Raw genomic sequence first — 17879 nt, forward strand, 5'->3', positions numbered from 1 at the left:
AATAGTTAATTGTATCAGTTGGATTGATTGTTGCAAAAATGGGCGGTCAGGGAGGGGAAGCATCGGCGACCAGCGGCTGCTGGCGCCGAAAAAAACGAGGTTATTTCTTCGCCTGACGCGTCATCACCGTTCGGTAGACCTTAAATCGGCCCGTTTGAGCAATCACTTCATGGAAGCCGAAGATCTCATCCAGCACGTTCGGGTAGGGCAGGAAGGCGTTGGCGACAATGCGGAGCTCTCCGCCGCTGTTGAGATGACGAACGGCGCCGCGGATCAGGGTTTGCGCGGCTTCCAGGCTGGTCTGCAGACCGTCGTGGAAAGGCGGGTTGGAGATGATCATGTCGAAACGGCCGTTTACTTCGGAGAACACGTTGCTGGCGAACACTTCCCCTTCGATGCCGTTAGCGGCGAGCGTAGCGCGACTGGCTTCTACTGCCGGCGCGCTGACGTCGCATAACGTTAAGCGAACTTTAGGCGAGTGGCTGGCCAGCACGGTTGCCAGCACGCCAGCGCCGCAGCCGACGTCCAGCACTTTACCTTTGGTATGCGGGGTGAGCGTGGAAAGCAGCAGCTGGCTACCAATATCCAGCCCGTCGCGGCTGAAGACGCCGGGAAGCGTTTTAATCGTCAGATTCTCCAGCGGGTACTCGCCCCAGTACTGTTCGGGATCGAACGTGGGCTGTTTCTCCAGACGACCGTGATACAGGCCACAGCGGCGCGCGCTGTCGATTTTGCTCAGCGGCGCATACTCCGCCAGCATCTGCTCGGCGCTGCGTACGCCGCTGCGGTTCTCGCCAACCACGAAAATATCAATACCGGTCGGCAGCAGCGAAAGCAGGTTCATCAGCTGAAACTGCGCTTCCGGTTTATTCTTTGGCCAGTAGTAGATCAGCGTATCGCAATCGGCGACATCGCCGGCCTCTGCGACCAGGCTATAGCGGGCATTTTCGCCCATCTGGCGGCTCAGTACCTGCCAGTGGTGGAACTGCTGGGTATGGGCGCGGCTGGCGGCCGTGTCCAGACGTGCGGGCAGGTCATCCTGCAGGTCACCGGCAAACAGAACGCGGGCGGACTCGAAATCATCACTGTGGCGCAGCAAGACTTCACTTGCCGGGGTAAAAGCGGACATGAAACACTCCTTCATTGAGACTGGCGCCGATTATACACGTTATCTTTCAGGCTGCCTCTTTGTTGGCGGTGGGACGCGCTCCGACCGCCGCGTAGTTTGTTGGCGCAGATACGACGGATTTGCTATATTGCGCGCTTAATTAACAGGAGTGTTTCGCTATGACATCCCGACGAGACTGGCAATTACAGCAGCTGGGCATCACCCAGTGGTCGCTGCGTCGTCCTGGGGCGTTACAGGGTGAAATCTCTATCTCGCTTCCTGGACATATTCGCCTGGTGATGGTGGCGGAAGAACCGCCATTGCTGAGCGAACCGCTTATCAGCGATATTCTGCGCGCGCTGGCCCTGACGCCGGAGCAGGTGATGCAGCTGACGCCTGAGCGCGTTGCGATGCTGCCTCAGGACGCACGCTGTAATAGCTGGCGGCTGGGCACCGACGCGCCGCTACCGCTGGCGGGCGCACAGATCGCCACGCCCGCTTTCGATGAACTTCAGACCAGTACGCCTGCCCGCATGGCGCTCTGGCAACAGATTTGCGCACATGAACACGATTTCTACCCTCAACCCGGCTGATTTGCCCCGCGCCTGGCAAATTGAAACGCGCGCCCACGCTTTTCCGTGGAGCGAGCAGACGTTTGCCAGTAATCAGGGCGAGCGCTATCTGAATCTTCAACTGTCCGTGGACGGCGTGATGGCGGCTTTTGCCATTACGCAAATCATCCTCGACGAGGCGACGCTGTTCAATATCGCCGTCGACCCCGCGTTTCAGCGTCGCGGTCTGGGCAGGGAACTGCTGGAACAGGTGATTGATGAGGTCGAAAAACGCGGCGTCGTCACGCTGTGGCTGGAGGTGCGCGCATCTAACGTCGCCGCCATCGCGCTCTATGAAAGCTTAGGCTTTAACGAGGCGACGATTCGCCGCAACTATTACCCCACGGTCGACGGACGTGAGGACGCAATCATTATGGCACTGCCAATCAGTATGTAAGACAAGGTGATACGATGAAGTGGGACTGGATTTTCTTTGATGCCGATGAAACGTTATTTACGTTTGACTCGTTTAGCGGCCTACAGCGGATGTTTCTCGACTATAGCGTGACGTTCTCCGCAGAGGATTTTCAGGACTACCAGGCCGTGAATAAGCCGCTGTGGGTGGATTATCAGAACGGCGCCATTACTTCGCTTCAGCTGCAGCATCAGCGCTTTGACGGTTGGGCGGAGCGCCTGAATGTCCCTCCCGGCGAGCTGAACGCCGCGTTTATGAACGCGATGGCGGAAATCTGTTCGCCGCTGCCGGGGGCCGTATCGCTGCTCGACTCGCTGCAGGGGAAGGTGAAAATGGGCATCATCACCAACGGTTTTACCTCGCTACAGCAGACGCGTCTTGAACGTACCGGTTTACGCGATCACTTTGATTTGTTGATTATCTCCGAAGAGGTTGGGGTGGCTAAGCCGGATGCGCGTATTTTTGACTATGCGCTGGCGCAGGCGGGCAACCCCGATCGTTCGCGGGTGCTGATGGTTGGCGATACCGCTGAGTCTGATATTCGCGGCGGCGTAAATGCCGGCCTGGCGACCTGCTGGTTCAACCCCCATCAACGCGAGCTGCCCGCGGACCTCCGCCCGGACTGGACGGTCACCTCTTTGAGCGAACTGGAGCAACTCCTGTGTAAACACTGATTGCCTCCCCCCCATTGATGGGTAAAATAGCCGCAATTTTTTCGTATTCAACATGCGCGGCGCGTTGCCGCTTACTCAAGAAGATTGAATTATGACGTTGTCTCCTTATTTGCAGGAGGTGGCCAAGCGCCGCACTTTTGCCATTATTTCTCACCCGGATGCCGGTAAAACGACCATTACTGAAAAGGTTCTGTTATTCGGACAGGCGATTCAGACCGCCGGTACGGTAAAAGGCCGCGGCTCCAGCCAGCATGCAAAATCTGACTGGATGGAGATGGAAAAGCAGCGCGGTATCTCCATCACCACGTCCGTGATGCAGTTCCCCTATCACGACTGCCTGGTTAACCTGCTGGATACCCCGGGGCACGAAGACTTCTCCGAAGATACCTACCGTACCCTGACGGCGGTGGACTGCTGCCTGATGGTTATCGATGCCGCAAAAGGCGTCGAGGATCGTACCCGTAAGCTGATGGAAGTCACCCGTCTGCGCGATACGCCGATCCTGACCTTTATGAACAAACTTGACCGCGACATCCGTGACCCGATGGAGCTGCTGGATGAAGTGGAAAACGAGCTGAAAATCGGCTGCGCGCCGATCACCTGGCCGATTGGCTGCGGCAAACTGTTCAAGGGCGTTTACCATCTTTATAAAGATGAAACCTACCTGTATCAGACCGGTAAAGGCCACACCATCCAGGAAGTGCGCATCGTGAAAGGGTTAGACAACCCGGAGCTTGATGCGGCGGTGGGTGAAGACCTGGCGCAGCAGCTGCGCGATGAGCTGGAGCTGGTGCAGGGCGCGTCTAACGAGTTCGATAAAGAGCTGTTCCTGGCGGGCGAAATTACCCCGGTATTCTTCGGAACCGCGCTGGGTAACTTTGGCGTCGATCATATGCTGGACGGTTTAGTGGAGTGGGCCCCTGCGCCGATGCCGCGTAAAACCGACACCCGCACGGTGGAAGCCTCGGAAGATAAGTTCACCGGCTTCGTGTTTAAAATTCAGGCTAACATGGACCCGAAACACCGCGACCGCGTGGCCTTTATGCGCGTGGTTTCCGGTAAGTACGAGAAGGGCATGAAGATGCGCCAGGTGCGTATCGGCAAGGACGTGGTGATCTCCGACGCGCTAACCTTTATGGCCGGCGACCGTTCGCACGTGGAAGAAGCGTATCCGGGCGATATCCTTGGCCTGCATAACCACGGCACCATCCAGATTGGCGATACCTTCACCCAGGGCGAAATGATGAAGTTCACCGGTATCCCGAACTTCGCGCCGGAACTGTTCCGCCGTATTCGCCTGAAAGATCCGCTCAAGCAGAAGCAGCTGCTGAAAGGACTGGTACAGCTCTCGGAAGAGGGCGCGGTGCAGGTATTCCGGCCGATCGCCAATAACGATCTGATCGTCGGCGCGGTGGGCGTGCTGCAGTTTGACGTGGTTGTCGCTCGTCTGAAGAGCGAATACAACGTCGAGGCGATTTATGAGTCCGTCAACGTCGCGACCGCACGCTGGGTGGAATGCAGCGACGCGAAGAAATTTGAAGAGTTCAAGCGTAAGAATGAAATTCAGCTGGCGCTGGATGGCGGCGATAACCTGACTTATATCGCCCCGACCATGGTGAACCTGAATCTGACGCAGGAACGTTACCCAGACGTCCAGTTCCGTAAAACCCGCGAGCACTAATCCTCTTTGGAGCGCGGTTTTCGCCGCGCTCCACGCCATTTTCCCCTCGGTTTGCCCTTTCTGGAAAGTTCTTAATTCTTACCGTTTTGCGCGCTTTTTTACCCGTTAATGCCGCACTCTTCCGTGTATCTACTACATTTAATAAGTAATTTTTGGAATCCTGGCTTAATAGACTACTTATTTTGCTTTACCTGCTTAGATATAACGAGGAACGACGATGACAAGACTTAAGAGCGGCAAGACACTCCTGGCCCTCTTCCTGGGCTCAGCAATAATCAGCGCTTCGGCGTATGCAGAAAACTCGACCGTAGACAGCGCGAAATCTGCAGCAAGCAATGCCGGGCAAGCCGTCGATAATTCGATGAACAAAGTCGGGAATTTTATGGACGACAGCACCATCACCGCCAGGGTGAAAGCGGCGCTGATCGATCATAAAGATATTCGCAGCACCGATATCTCTGTGAAAACTGAAGATAAAGTCGTCACCTTAAGCGGGACGGTTGATAGTTCAGAACAGCACCAGCAGGCGCTTAGCGTCGCGAAGGCGGTTGAAGGCGTGAGCTCCGTTAACGATAAGCTTAGCGTGCAGAACGAAAAATCTGCTTCGCTGAAGGGCTATGCCGGCGACACGGCGGTGACCAGCGAGATCAAAGCTAAATTGCTGGCTGACGATATCGTTCCGTCGCGAAACGTGAAGGTAGAGACCACCGATGGCGTTGTACATCTATCCGGTACGGTCGCATCCAGTAAGCAGTCGGAGCGGGCGGAAGGTATTGCGAAAGCTGTATCCGGCGTCAAAAGCGTGAAGAACGACCTTAGCGTCAAATAAATCTATTCATTAAAAAAATTATTCTGCGGCCTTTCCGCAGGATGTGTAGCACCACAGGGTTGTGTATGCGCGGCCTGAGTGCGCAGAAAATCGACCGTCATTAACTATGGTAAGGAGAGACGTATGTTTAGATGGGGCATTATTTTTCTGGTGATCGCGTTAATTGCCGCCGCTTTGGGCTTTGGTGGCCTGGCTGGTACCGCTGCCTGGGCTGCGAAAATTGTCTTCGTTGTCGGTATTATCTTGTTCCTGGTCAGCCTGTTCACCGGCCGTCGGCGTCCCTAGACGTTAACGTGTGAAATACCGTCTTACATAAAGCCAGTCAATGTGACTGGCTTTCTCGGTTTCAGGGCGTTAAAAAATGCGTTACCTTTGTTTTTATAATAAGCAGGACAGGAAAGCAGGGTGGGGCAGCGAATTCCCGTTACGTTGGGCAACATTACGCCGTTATCTGTTAAACCCTTCCAGCCGGGCAGGCTTGCTCTGGTGTGCGAAGGCGGGGGACAGAGAGGGATTTTTACCGCCGGGGTGCTGGACGAATTCATGCGCGCGGGATTTAACCCGTTCGATATGATGTTCGGCACCTCTGCCGGGGCGCAAAACCTGTCGGCCTATCTGTGCAACCAGCCCGGCTATGCCCGTAAGGTGATCACCCGCTACACCACCGCCCGCGAGTTTTTCGACCCGATGCGTTTTGTGCGCGGCGGAAATCTTATCGATCTCGACTGGCTGGTCGACAGCACCGCGAAAAAAATGCCGCTGGCGATGGCCTATGCTGAAGATCGTTTTGCCCAGGGCAAAGAGTTCTGGATGTGTGCCTGTCGCGGCGATGATTACACGCCAAACTACTTCTCCCCAACCCAGCAGACCTGGCTTGACCTGATTCGCGCCTCCAGCGCCATTCCCGGTTTTTACCGCAGCGGCGTGCTGCTGGACGGCGTGAGCTATCTCGACGGCGGCGTCAGCGATGCGATCCCCGTGCAGGAAGCCGCCCGTCGCGGGGCGCAAACCATCGTGGTGATCCGCACCGTACCGTCCCAGATGTACTACACCCCGCAGTGGTTTAAGCGGATGGAGCGCTGGCTCGGCGAAAGCAGCCTGCAGCCGTTTGTGAATCTGGTGCAGCACCACGAAACCACCTATCGCTCCACCCAGGAGTTCATTGAAAAACCGCCGGGTAAGCTGAGAATTCTGGAGATTTATCCGCAGAAGCCGTTGAAGAGTATGGCGTTAGGCAGTCGTCTACCGGCGTTGCTGGAAGACTACAAGACCGGGCGCCAGTGCGGGCGCTATTTCCTCGCCACCGTCGGCAAACTGCTGGCCGACAGACCGCCGCTGCTGCGCCATGCGCCGCGTATTGCGGTGCCGAAAACGGTGGTTATCCCGCCGGCGCCGGTGGCCAATGAGATCCCCCAGGCTCCGGTTATCGCGGCCGTGCAGGCCAATGATGCCAGCTTTGAGAGTGAGGATCTGGCGTGACCCTGCGATTTATTGATACCCACTGCCATTTCGATTTCCCCCCGTTCACCGGTGACGAAAGCGCCAGTATTGCCCGGGCGGTGCGGGCTGGCGTGACGCAGATCGTGGTGCCCGCGACGGAAGCGGATAACTTTGACCGCGTGTTAGCGCTGGCAGAGAAGCATAGCGAGCTCTACGCCGCCCTGGGCCTCCACCCGATAGCGATTGAGCGGCATGGCGCCGACAGCCTTGAACGGCTTGAGCGCTGTCTGGCGAAACGCGATGCTAAGCTGGTCGCGGTCGGGGAGATAGGTCTCGATCTCTATCGCGAAGATCCGCAGTTTGAGCGCCAGCTTTCTGTATTTGAGGCGCAGCTACGTCTGGCGAAACGCTACGATTTGCCGGCGATCCTCCACTCCAGACGCACTCACGATAAGCTGGCGATGCTGCTGAAAAAACACGCTTTACCGCGAACCGGCGTGGTCCACGGTTTTGCCGGCAGCCTTCAGCAGGCGGAGCGGTTTGTGCAACTGGGCTATAAGATTGGCGTTGGCGGCACCATTACCTACCCGCGCGCCAGCAAGACCCGCGATGTGATGGCGCAGCTGCCGCTTTCGGCGCTACTGCTGGAGACCGATGCGCCGGATATGCCGTTGAACGGTTTCCAGGGGCAGCCGAACCGGCCCGAACAGGCGGCTCGCGTCTTCTCCTCCCTATGCGAGCTGCGCCCTGAGCCCGCGGAAGTGATAGCTAATACCCTGATAGATAATACAAAAGAGATTTTTTCCCTTCAGTAACGTCTTACTGAGTGACCTGTGTCTCATTCCTGCCTTTTTATCTCATTGTTTTGCTTAAAATGTGTGAGCTGAAATAAGCGTGATGGTTTCATGCCGTTATAATCGCGGGGTTTTAGACTGAACTATCAATACACAGGGACTCTGTATGCAAATTATCATGGGACTTATTGGCATGGTGGTGCTGTTAGCCATCGCTGTGCTCCTCTCCAGTAATCGAAAAGCCATCAATCTGCGCACCGTCCTCGGCGCCTGGATTATCCAGGTCGGGATCGGCGCGTTAATTCTTTATGTACCGGCCGGGCGTACGGCGCTGTTGGCCATGTCGAACGGCGTTGCTAACGTGATTGCCTACGGCAATGAAGGGATCGGCTTTATTTTTGGCGGGCTGGTTTCCGATAAGATGTTTGAAGTCTTCGGCGGCGGCGGGTTTGTTTTTGCCCTGCGCGTCCTGCCGGTCATCGTCTTCTTCTCATCGCTGATCGCCGTGCTTTATTACCTCGGCATCATGCAGTTTGTTATCCGCATCCTCGGCGGGGCGCTGCGCGCGGTACTCAAAACCTCGCGCACGGAGTCGCTCTCCGCCACGGCGAACATCTTCGTTGGTCAGACCGAAGCGCCGCTGGTGGTGCGTCCTTACATCGCCACCATGACCCGTTCCGAGCTTTTCGCGGTGATGTGCGGAGGGCTGGCCTCGGTAGCGGGCTCCGTTCTGGCCGGTTACGCTCAGATGGGCGTACCGCTGGAATATCTGATCGCCGCTTCGTTTATGGCGGCGCCGGGCGGCCTGCTGTTCGCGAAGATTATCGTGCCGGAGACCGAGCAGCCCCGGGACAACCCGGCGATGGAAAAAAATGACGCCGATCCGCAGGCGCCGGCGAACGTGCTGGATGCCGCCGCATCCGGCGCGGCTTCCGGGATGCAGCTGGCGCTTAACGTCGGGGCGATGCTGCTGGCGTTTATCGCGCTGATTGCCCTGGTTAACGGTATTCTTTCCGGCGTGGGCGGCTGGTTTAACCATCCGGACCTGTCGCTGCAAATGATCCTTGGCTGGGTTTTCTCGCCGCTGGCGTGGGTGATTGGCGTGCCGTGGAATGAAGCCACCGTTGCCGGTTCGTTTATCGGCCAGAAGCTGATTATCAACGAGTTTGTGGCCTACATGAATTTCGGCGAGTATCTGAAAGCCGATACCGAGGTCGCTGCCGCCGGTTTGCAGGTGATTTCAACCCACACCAAGGCCATCATCTCCTTTGCCCTGTGCGGTTTTGCCAACCTGTCGTCCATTGCCATCCTGATTGGCGGACTGGGCGGCATGGCGCCTAATCGCCGCCAGGAAATTGCCCAACTGGGCATGCGGGCCGTGGCGGCGGGAACGCTGTCTAACCTGATGAGCGCCACGATAGCGGGCGTATTCCTCGCGCTATAACGCCGTCTTGCACGCCAAGAACCCCGCGGCATTGCCGCCGTGGGGTTCTCACTTCTGAGTGTTAAAATTCTATCATTTTATAATTCTCTATTTATCAACCACTCATGATGTATCTGGCATTTTTTCGCACAAAATGTCGGTGCCGGTGTCGAGGCTTGTTGCGAGGTTATGTTATAATAATAACATTGATTCGCAGTGGCGATTCCTGATTATGCTTATAGAGAGTCTGGCAGTGGAAGCGCACGGATTAGGCTTTATTTTGTGATTTTTATCACTATACAGTAATGCAAATTAGCAATTAGTTTTCATTAACTGTGATGTGTATCGAAGTGTAGCGGCGAGGGAATGTTACAATAGTAACAGACTCGCAAGGTGAACAAACTTTAAAACGGCACTACGCCGTCGGAGTATGAAATGACTGATTTAACGGCAAGCAGCCTGCGCGCGTTGAAACTGATGGACCTGACCACCCTGAACGATGATGACACCAATGAAAAAGTGATCGCGCTGTGTCACCAGGCCAAAACACCGGTAGGTAATACTGCCGCAGTGTGCATCTACCCGCGCTTTATCCCGATCGCGCGTAAAACGCTGAACGAGCAGGGTACCCCGGATATTCGCATCGCGACGGTGACTAACTTCCCGCACGGTAACGATGATATTGATATCGCGCTGGCGGAAACCCGCGCGGCGATCGCTTACGGCGCTGACGAAGTTGACGTCGTGTTCCCTTACCGCGCGCTGATTGCCGGCAACGAACAGGTCGGTTTTGACCTGGTGAAAGCCTGTAAAGAAGCCTGCGCGGCAGCAAACGTGCTGCTGAAAGTGATTATCGAAACCGGCGAACTGAAAGAAGATGCGCTGATTCGTAAAGCGTCTGAAATCGCCATCAAAGCCGGCGCCGACTTCATCAAAACCTCTACCGGTAAAGTTCCGGTGAACGCGACCCCGGAAAGCGCGCGCATCATGCTGGAGGTCATCCGCGATATGGGCGTTCAGCAGAGCGTCGGCTTCAAGCCGGCAGGCGGCGTGCGTAGCGCAGAAGACGCGCAAAAATTCCTCGCGATTGCCGATGAGCTGTTCGGTGCCGACTGGGCGGACTCTCGCCACTACCGTTTTGGCGCCTCCAGCCTGCTGGCAAGCCTGCTGAAAGCGCTGGGTCACGGCGATGGTAAGAGCGCCAGCAGCTACTAAAACGTAATTTGCCGACCTCAAGGCCGGATGTTGTCCGGCCTGCGGTTGGTCTTTGACTCTTTCCCCGGGAGGTTATCTTGTTTCTCGCACAAGAAATTATTCGTAAAAAACGTGATGGTCATGCGCTGAGTGATGAAGAAATTCGCTTCTTCATCAACGGCATCCGCGACAACACCGTCTCAGAAGGGCAGATCGCCGCGCTGGCGATGACCATTTTTTTCCACGATATGTCTATGCCGGAACGCGTTTCGCTGACCATGGCGATGCGGGATTCAGGAACCGTTCTGGACTGGAAGCATCTTAACCTTAATGGCCCAATCGTCGATAAACACTCCACCGGGGGCGTGGGCGATGTGACTTCGCTGATGCTGGGGCCAATGGTCGCGGCCTGCGGCGGCTATGTGCCGATGATCTCCGGGCGCGGCCTCGGGCACACCGGCGGTACGCTCGATAAGCTGGAGGCGATTCCAGGGTTCGATATCTTCCCGGACGATAGCCGCTTCCGGGAAATCATTAAAGATGTCGGCGTCGCGATTATCGGGCAGACCAGCTCTCTGGCGCCGGCGGACAAACGTTTTTACGCGACGCGCGATATCACCGCGACGGTGGACTCTATCCCGCTGATTACCGCCTCGATTCTGGCCAAGAAGCTGGCGGAAGGACTGGACGCGCTGGTGATGGATGTCAAAGTCGGCAGCGGCGCCTTTATGCCTACTTATGAGCTTTCCGCCGCGCTGGCTGAAGCGATCGTTGGGGTATCCAACGGCGCCGGCGTGCGAACGACCGCGCTGTTAACCGATATGAATCAGGTACTGGCTTCCAGCGCCGGTAATGCGGTGGAAGTGCGTGAAGCCGTGCAGTTCCTCACCGGCGAGTACCGCAATCCGCGGCTGCTTGAGGTGACGATGGCGCTATGCGTCGAGATGCTGATTTCCGGCAAACTGGCGGAGAACGACGCCGACGCGCGGGCGAAGCTGCAGGCGGTGCTGGATAACGGTAAAGCCGCCGACGTCTTCGGCCGGATGGTGGCGGCGCAAAAAGGGCCGAACGACTTCGTGGAAAACTACGATAAATATCTGCCGGCCGCGATGCTGAGCAAAGCGGTCTACGCCGAAGGCGAAGGGTTTGTCGCAGAAATGGACACCCGTGCGTTGGGCATGGCGGTGGTGTCGATGGGCGGCGGTCGCCGTCAGGCCTCGGATCTGATTGATTACAGCGTCGGTTTCACCGATATGGTTCGCCTCGGCGCGCGTATCGACGCGCAGCAGCCGCTGGCGGTTATCCATGCAAAAGATGAAAACAGCTGGCAGGAAGCGGCCAGGGCCGTTAAAGCCGCCATAAAACTTGGCGCTAAAGCGCCTGAAATGACGCCGACGGTCTATCGTCGTATCACCGAATAGTTATATACTGATCTGATCGCTTTTTTACAGCGCAAAAGGTACGGAGAATAATATGAAACGTGCATTTATTATGGTGCTGGACTCATTCGGCATCGGTGCGACTGAAGACGCCGATCGCTTTGGCGACGTCGGCTCGGACACCATGGGCCATATTGCAGAAGCCTGCGCCAAGGGCGAGGCTGACAACGGCCGCAAAGGCCCGCTGAATTTACCTAATCTGACCCGTCTGGGGCTGGTTAAAGCCCATGAGGGTTCTACCGGTAAAGTTGCCGCCGGTATGGACGGCAGCGCGGAAGTTATCGGCGCTTACGCATGGGCGCATGAACTCTCTTCCGGTAAAGACACCCCGTCAGGCCACTGGGAAATCGCCGGCGTGCCGGTTCTCTTTGACTGGGGCTACTTCCCCGAGCATGAAAACAGCTTCCCGCAGGAGCTTCTGGATAAGCTGGTTAAGCGCGCCAACCTGCCGGGCTACCTCGGCAACTGCCACTCTTCCGGTACCGTTATCCTCGACCAGCTGGGCGAAGAGCATATGAAAACCGGCAAGCCGATTTTCTATACCTCCGCTGACTCGGTATTCCAGATTGCCTGCCATGAAGAGACCTATGGTCTCGATAAGCTGTACGAGCTGTGTGAAATCGCGCGTGAAGAGCTGACCGAAGGCGGCTACAACATTGGTCGCGTCATCGCGCGTCCGTTTATCGGCGACAAAGCCGGCAACTTCCAGCGCACCGGTAACCGCCACGATCTGGCCGTTGAGCCGCCGGCGCCGACGGTACTGCAGAAGCTGGTCTACGAGAAAAACGGCCAGGTCGTATCGGTGGGTAAAATCGCCGATATCTACGCCAACTGCGGTATCACTAAAAAAGTGAAAGCGACCGGCCTGGATGCGCTGTTTGACGCCACCATCAAAGAGATGAAAGAAGCGGGGGACGAGACCATCGTCTTCACCAACTTCGTAGACTTCGACTCTTCCTGGGGCCACCGCCGCGACGTTGCAGGCTATGCCGCAGGGCTGGAGCTGTTCGATCGCCGTCTGCCGGAGCTGATGGAACTGGTCGGGGAAGATGACATTCTGATCCTGACCGCCGATCACGGCTGCGACCCGACCTGGACCGGTACCGACCATACTCGTGAACACATTCCGGTACTGATTTATGGCCCGAAAGTGAAGCCGGGCTCGCTGGGTCACCGTGAAACCTTCGCGGATATTGGCCAGACCCTGGCGACGTACTTCGGTACCTCTGCGATGGACTACGGCAAAAACATGCTGTGATTATTTGCCCGGCGAGCTTCGTTCGCCGGGCCTTTTTTGTCGGCCTGATAAGGCGCTGCCGCCATCAGGCAACAACATTCAGAAGGATTTAACGATGGCTACTCCACACATTAACGCAGAAATGGGCGATTTCGCTGACGTTGTGCTGATGCCGGGCGACCCGCTGCGCGCGAAGCACATTGCAGAAACGTTCCTTGAAGACGTCCGCGAAGTGAACAACGTGCGCGGTATGCTGGGCTTCACCGGCACCTACAAAGGCCGCAAAATTTCCGTTATGGGCCACGGTATGGGGATCCCGTCCTGCTCCATTTACGCAAAAGAGCTGATCACCGACTTCGGCGTCAAAAAAATCATTCGCGTAGGCTCCTGCGGCGCGGTGCGTATGGACGTTAAGCTGCGCGACGTGGTTATCGGCATGGGTGCCTGCACCGACTCTAAAGTTAACCGTATGCGTTTTAAAGACCACGACTTTGCGGCGATTGCCGACTTTGGCATGGTGCGTAACGCGGTTGACGCGGCAAAAGCGCTGGGCGTTGACGCTCGCGTGGGCAACATTTTCTCCGCCGACCTGTTCTATGCGCCGGACGGCGGCGAGATGTTCGACGTGATGGAAAAATACGGTATCCTGGGCGTGGAAATGGAAGCGGCCGGTATCTACGGCGTCGCGGCGGAGTTTGGCGCTAAAGCGCTGACCATCTGCACGGTCTCCGACCATATCCGTACCCACGAGCAGACCAGTTCCGCTGAACGTCAGACGACCTTCAACGACATGATTAAAATCGCGCTGGAATCCGTTCTGCTGGGCGATAAAGAGTAATCATCTCTTCCTCCCTCTCCCTATGGGAGAGGGCCGGGATGAGGGTACCAGGCCGTAGCTAGCGTACGGCCTGTGCAATCCACGCTGACAACTCCCGCAGCTCATTTTCCTGCTCCGGGAAATCCCCAATCAACGCGTCACACTCCTGCTGCAGCATATCCGCGCGGTACAGGCAACCCTGCAATCTGGCGGCCAGCGCCTCCAGCGGCGCCGGGTTAAGGCTGTCGGTAAAGACCTGCGTGCGCGTGATATGGCCTTTCTCGACGTCGCAATGGAGCTCTACGCCGCCCCAGGTAAAACGCTCATCCAGCAGATGGCTGAAGGCGGGCGCCTGGCCAAAGTTCCACTCCCAGCTGCTCTGGCGCGCAAAGGTCGCGGCAAAATTCGGCAGGTCCGGCATGTTCTCCGGCGAGATCACTTCAGCTGCGACGCGTTCGCCGTAATGGGCGAAGAATGCCTCCTGAATCGCCTCGCAGACCTGCTGATGGGTAATCTCCGGCAGCAGCTCGACCAGATTGGCTACCCGTCCGCGTACGGAGGTAATGCCTTTGGCCTGCAGCTTCTTCTTATCAGGATTGAGGTAGTTGGCCAGACGGCTTAAATCGGCGTTCAGCAGCAGCGTACCGTGATGAAAGCCGCGATCCATCGTTTCGCGATAGGCGGAGCCGGAGACCTTGCGGTCGCCCTCAGTGGTTTTCACCACCAGATCGTTGCGGCCCGAGGCTTCCGCCTCGACGCCCAGCGCATTCAGCGCTGACAGGACGATATTCGTGGAAACGGTTTTATCGTACTCCGGTTTGCCGGCCATAAAGGTAAAGCAGGTATTGCCCAGATCGTGGAATACCGCGCCGCCGCCGCTGCTGCGACGCGCCAGGCGCACGTTATCTTCTTCCATGCGTCGGGTATTACACTCTTTCCACGGGTTTTGCGCCCGGCCAATGACCACCGTATCGGCATTGCGCCACAGAAACAGTACCCGCTGGGTGGCGGGCATCTGGCGAAAAATAGACTCCTCAACCGCCAGGTTGAACCAGGGATCGTAAGAGTCGGAGAGCAGCAGGCGCAACGTGGACATAGCGATTTCCTTATTCTGATTCATCTTTATCTTCATCCTGCACCGGCTTATTGGCGGTGAGCAGGAAAGGCGATTGCTGCCAGCGGGTACGTTTCCCCTGCAGCAGGGTGCGCGTCAGGACGACGCCGATGGCCAACGATAGCAGCAGCATCAGGCGCAGGATATTGGTGGTATTATCGACCTGCTGCGCTTCGGTGGCTAAGGTATGGGTATCCAGCGTCAGGCGCAGGTAGCCGAGCGGGCCGTTTTTTCCCTGGATAGGCTCGACAATTTGCTGGTTGAAGTAACCGCCCGCTTTTTTACCGTCCAGCGCCAGCCGATCGCGTACCTCGACGCTTTCGCCTGAACGCGCCACCAGGTCGCCCTGCTCGTCATAAACGCCGGCGTCGAGGATGCGACTTTTGTGGGTAAGCTGTTCCAGCAGCTGGCTAATCCGCTTTTCATCGGGCGTTTCGCTACGCAACAGCGGCGCCAGGTTTAGCGTGACCTGCTGGGCGAGCGTGCGTGCCAGTTCTTCCAGCTGCGGATTGCGCTGCTTCTGACTGTTCTGGCTGAACCAGGAGGCCCCCTGCATCAGGGCGACAAGGAGTGCGAGACAGATCAGAACAATTACCGCGCGATGCAGTCGGAATTTAAGTTTTGCGCGTACCATATTCCACCTTTGAAAATTTGCAGCTTAATGTTGCCAGAAGCGCTGGTTACAAGGTAGCCTCATGCGTTATTTTCCTCGCCTGAATGAAGTTATGTGGAGCCGTGATGCCAAACAGTTTGACCTGGTGCGACCTGCCTGAAGATGTTTCCCTGTGGCCTGGATTGCCGCTTTCCCTGAGCGGTGATGAGGTCATGCCGTTGGATTATCATGCCGGACGCAGCGGTTGGCTGCTGTATGGTCGCGGTCTTAACAAGCATCGTCTGACCGAGTGGCAGCGCGAGCTGGGCGCGGCGCTGGTTATCGTCGCCTCCTGGGCGGTTGACGACTATCAGGTGATGCGGCTGGCGGGCTCCCTTACGCTTCGTGCCACCCGTCTGGCCCATGAGGCCGGGTTTGACGTGGCGCCGCTGGGTAAAATCCCGCATTTACGTACGCCGGGCTTACTGGTCATGGATATGGACTCGACGGCGATTCAGATTGAGTGCATCGATGAAATCGCCAAACTGGCCGGGACCGGCGAGCTGGTCTCGGAAGTGACCGAGCGCGCGATGCGCGGCGAACTTGATTTCACCGCCAGCCTGCGCCAGCGCGTGGCGACCCTGAAAGATGCCGATGCCAGCATTCTGCTGCAGGTGCGCGAATCGCTGCCGCTGATGCCGGGCCTGACCCAGTTGGTGCTGAAGCTGGAGACGCTTGGCTGGAAGGTGGCGATCGCCTCCGGCGGCTTCACCTTCTTTGCCGAGTATCTGCGCGACAAGCTGCATCTCGACGCGGTGTTCGCCAACGAACTGGAGATCAGGGACGGTAAGCTGACCGGCAACGTCATCGGCGATATCGTCGATGCGAAATATAAAGCCAATACGCTGCGTAAACTGGCGGAAAAGTATGAGATCCCGCCGGCGCAAACCGTCGCCATTGGCGATGGCGCAAACGATCTGCCGATGATTAAAGCGGCAGGGCTCGGCATTGCCTATCATGCAAAGCCAAAAGTTAATGAACTGGCGGAGGTGACAATCCGCCACGCTGACCTGATGGGGGTATTCTGTATTCTCTCCGGCAGCATGAATCAAAAGTAAGAGGTTAACGTGGCGAAAGCTCCAAAACGCGCATTTGTCTGTAATGAATGCGGTGCGGATTATCCGCGCTGGCAGGGGCAGTGCAGCGCCTGTCATGCCTGGAATACCATAACCGAGATGCGCATTGCCGCTTCGCCGCAGGTGGCAAGAAACGAACGCCTGTCAGGGTATGCCGGTAATGCCGGGGTGTCGAAAGTGCAGAAGCTCTCCGATATCAGCCTCGAAGCGCTGCCGCGTTTTTCGACCGGATTTAAAGAGTTTGACCGCGTGCTCGGCGGCGGCGTGGTGCCGGGAAGCGCGATTTTGATTGGCGGCAACCCCGGCGCGGGTAAGTCGACGCTGCTGCTGCAAACCCTGTGTAAGCTCTCCGAAGGCATGAAAACGCTCTACGTCACCGGGGAAGAGTCGCTTCAGCAGGTGGCGATGCGCGCTCACCGTTTAGGCCTGCCGACGGCCAACCTCAATATGCTGTCAGAAACCAGCATTGAGCAGATTTGCCAGATAGCCGACGAAGAAAAGCCGCAGCTGATGGTTATCGACTCCATCCAGGTCATGCATATGGCCGACGTGCAGTCGTCGCCGGGCAGCGTGGCCCAGGTGCGCGAAACGGCGGCCTATTTAACGCGCTTTGCCAAGACGCGCGGCGTGGCTATCGTCATGGTCGGTCACGTCACCAAAGACGGCTCGCTGGCCGGGCCGAAAGTGCTTGAGCACTGTATCGACTGCTCCGTGCTGCTCGACGGCGACGCCGATTCTCGTTTCCGCACCCTGCGCAGCCATAAAAACCGCTTCGGCGCGGTCAACGAACTGGGCGTATTCGCCATGACCGAGCAGGGGCTGCGTGAGATAAGCAACCCATCGGCCATCTTTCTGAGCCGCGGGGACGAAGTGACCTCCGGCAGTTCGGTGATGGTGGTCTGGGAAGGCACGCGACCGCTGCTGGTGGAGATCCAGGCGCTGGTCGATCACTCGATGATGTCCAACCCGCGCCGCGTGGCGGTGGGGCTGGAGCAAAACCGCCTGGCGATCCTGCTGGCGGTCCTGCATCGTCACGGCGGTCTGCAGATGGCCGACCAGGACGTCTTCGTCAACGTGGTTGGCGGGGTGAAGGTCACCGAAACCAGCGCCGACCTGGCGCTGCTGCTGGCGATGATATCCAGCCTGCGCGACCGTCCGCTGCCGCAGGATCTGGTCGTCTTCGGCGAAGTGGGGCTGGCAGGCGAAATTCGCCCGGTGCCGAGCGGGCAGGAGCGTATCTCCGAAGCGGCTAAGCATGGTTTTCGTCGGGCGATTGTTCCGGCAGCGAATGTGCCGAAAAAAGCGCCGGAAGGGATGCAAATCTTTGGCGTGAAAAAGCTTGCGGACGCGCTAAGCGTCTTTGACGACTTATAAT

At 57.3% G+C, this 17879-nt stretch carries 18 protein-coding genes; 15 read left to right on the forward strand and 3 right to left on the reverse strand.

Annotated elements, in window-relative coordinates:
- Positions 1–100: 100 nt before the first annotated feature.
- Positions 101–1129: a 16S rRNA (guanine(1207)-N(2))-methyltransferase RsmC gene (gene rsmC, locus KOSB73_RS06320; RefSeq protein ID WP_024360401.1), complete on the reverse strand. Its 1029-nt coding sequence runs from the start codon at positions 1127–1129 to the stop codon at positions 101–103.
- 158 nt (positions 1130–1287) lie between these two features.
- Between rsmC and KOSB73_RS06325 the strand changes: the two genes are divergently transcribed.
- The 13 genes from KOSB73_RS06325 to deoD all read left to right on the forward strand — a co-directional run bounded on the left by KOSB73_RS06325 (position 1288) and on the right by deoD (position 13683).
- The gene (locus tag KOSB73_RS06325) at positions 1288–1701 is read left to right on the forward strand and encodes a DNA polymerase III subunit psi (protein WP_098140329.1); all 414 of its coding nucleotides are present in this window, start codon (positions 1288–1290) and stop codon (positions 1699–1701) included.
- The gene (gene rimI, locus KOSB73_RS06330; protein WP_004128686.1) at positions 1670–2116 is read left to right on the forward strand and encodes a ribosomal protein S18-alanine N-acetyltransferase; all 447 of its coding nucleotides are present in this window, start codon (positions 1670–1672) and stop codon (positions 2114–2116) included. The genes KOSB73_RS06325 and rimI overlap by 32 nt, the downstream gene beginning before the upstream one ends.
- Before the next feature lie 14 nt (positions 2117–2130).
- Positions 2131–2808 carry a pyrimidine 5'-nucleotidase gene (gene yjjG, locus KOSB73_RS06335; protein ID WP_004128688.1) on the forward strand — a complete coding sequence of 226 codons (678 nt, stop codon included), beginning with the start codon at positions 2131–2133 and terminating at the stop codon, positions 2806–2808.
- A gap of 91 nt (positions 2809–2899) precedes the next feature.
- Positions 2900–4489 (forward strand): peptide chain release factor 3, encoded by a 1590-nt coding sequence (prfC, locus tag KOSB73_RS06340; RefSeq protein ID WP_004128689.1) that lies wholly within the window; start codon positions 2900–2902, stop codon positions 4487–4489.
- A 217-nt stretch (positions 4490–4706) separates the two neighbouring features.
- Entirely contained in the window at positions 4707–5318 is a 612-nt protein-coding gene (gene osmY / locus KOSB73_RS06345; RefSeq protein ID WP_004132300.1) for a molecular chaperone OsmY, read from the forward strand.
- Positions 5319–5441: 123 nt separating this feature from the next.
- A complete protein-coding gene (locus KOSB73_RS06350) occupies positions 5442–5603 on the forward strand; it encodes a DUF1328 domain-containing protein (RefSeq protein ID WP_003856556.1) in 162 nt (53 codons plus the stop codon).
- Between the two features lie 120 nt (positions 5604–5723).
- Positions 5724–6797, forward strand: a complete 1074-nt coding sequence (locus KOSB73_RS06355) for a patatin-like phospholipase family protein (protein ID WP_049086200.1) — start codon at positions 5724–5726, stop codon at positions 6795–6797.
- Positions 6794–7573, forward strand: a complete 780-nt coding sequence (locus tag KOSB73_RS06360; protein ID WP_049088256.1) for a metal-dependent hydrolase — start codon at positions 6794–6796, stop codon at positions 7571–7573. Before KOSB73_RS06355 ends, KOSB73_RS06360 begins: the two co-directional genes overlap by 4 nt.
- A 145-nt stretch (positions 7574–7718) precedes the next feature.
- Entirely contained in the window at positions 7719–8996 is a 1278-nt protein-coding gene (locus KOSB73_RS06365) for a NupC/NupG family nucleoside CNT transporter (protein WP_004132295.1), read from the forward strand.
- A 414-nt stretch (positions 8997–9410) separates the two neighbouring features.
- On the forward strand, positions 9411–10190 hold the full coding sequence (gene deoC / locus KOSB73_RS06370; RefSeq protein WP_004132293.1) for a deoxyribose-phosphate aldolase: 780 nt from the start codon (positions 9411–9413) through the stop codon (positions 10188–10190).
- A gap of 77 nt (positions 10191–10267) precedes the next feature.
- Positions 10268–11590 carry a thymidine phosphorylase gene (deoA, locus tag KOSB73_RS06375; RefSeq protein ID WP_098067343.1) on the forward strand — a complete coding sequence of 441 codons (1323 nt, stop codon included), beginning with the start codon at positions 10268–10270 and terminating at the stop codon, positions 11588–11590.
- Between the two features lie 52 nt (positions 11591–11642).
- Positions 11643–12866 (forward strand): phosphopentomutase, encoded by a 1224-nt coding sequence (deoB, locus tag KOSB73_RS06380; protein ID WP_049086196.1) that lies wholly within the window; start codon positions 11643–11645, stop codon positions 12864–12866.
- A gap of 94 nt (positions 12867–12960) precedes the next feature.
- Positions 12961–13683, forward strand: a complete 723-nt coding sequence (gene deoD, locus KOSB73_RS06385; RefSeq protein ID WP_004098401.1) for a purine-nucleoside phosphorylase — start codon at positions 12961–12963, stop codon at positions 13681–13683.
- A 58-nt stretch (positions 13684–13741) separates the two neighbouring features.
- Here deoD and lplA read toward each other — a convergent pair whose 3' ends face one another.
- Entirely contained in the window at positions 13742–14758 is a 1017-nt protein-coding gene (gene lplA, locus KOSB73_RS06390; protein WP_004132289.1) for a lipoate--protein ligase, read from the reverse strand.
- Between the two features lie 10 nt (positions 14759–14768).
- Positions 14769–15410, reverse strand: a complete 642-nt coding sequence (locus tag KOSB73_RS06395) for a YtjB family periplasmic protein (RefSeq protein WP_004128710.1) — start codon at positions 15408–15410, stop codon at positions 14769–14771.
- A gap of 104 nt (positions 15411–15514) precedes the next feature.
- Here KOSB73_RS06395 and serB point away from each other — a divergent pair, with 104 nt between their 5' ends.
- Together serB and radA are read left to right on the forward strand one after the other, a co-directional pair.
- Positions 15515–16486 (forward strand): phosphoserine phosphatase, encoded by a 972-nt coding sequence (gene serB / locus KOSB73_RS06400; RefSeq protein ID WP_049086195.1) that lies wholly within the window; start codon positions 15515–15517, stop codon positions 16484–16486.
- Positions 16487–16495: 9 nt separating this feature from the next.
- The gene (gene radA / locus KOSB73_RS06405) at positions 16496–17878 is read left to right on the forward strand and encodes a DNA repair protein RadA (RefSeq protein ID WP_049086194.1); all 1383 of its coding nucleotides are present in this window, start codon (positions 16496–16498) and stop codon (positions 17876–17878) included.
- Position 17879 lies beyond the last annotated feature (1 nt).

The sequence above is a fragment of the Klebsiella grimontii genome (assembly GCF_900200035.1).
GTDB classification, from domain to species: Bacteria; Pseudomonadota; Gammaproteobacteria; order Enterobacterales; family Enterobacteriaceae; genus Klebsiella; species Klebsiella grimontii.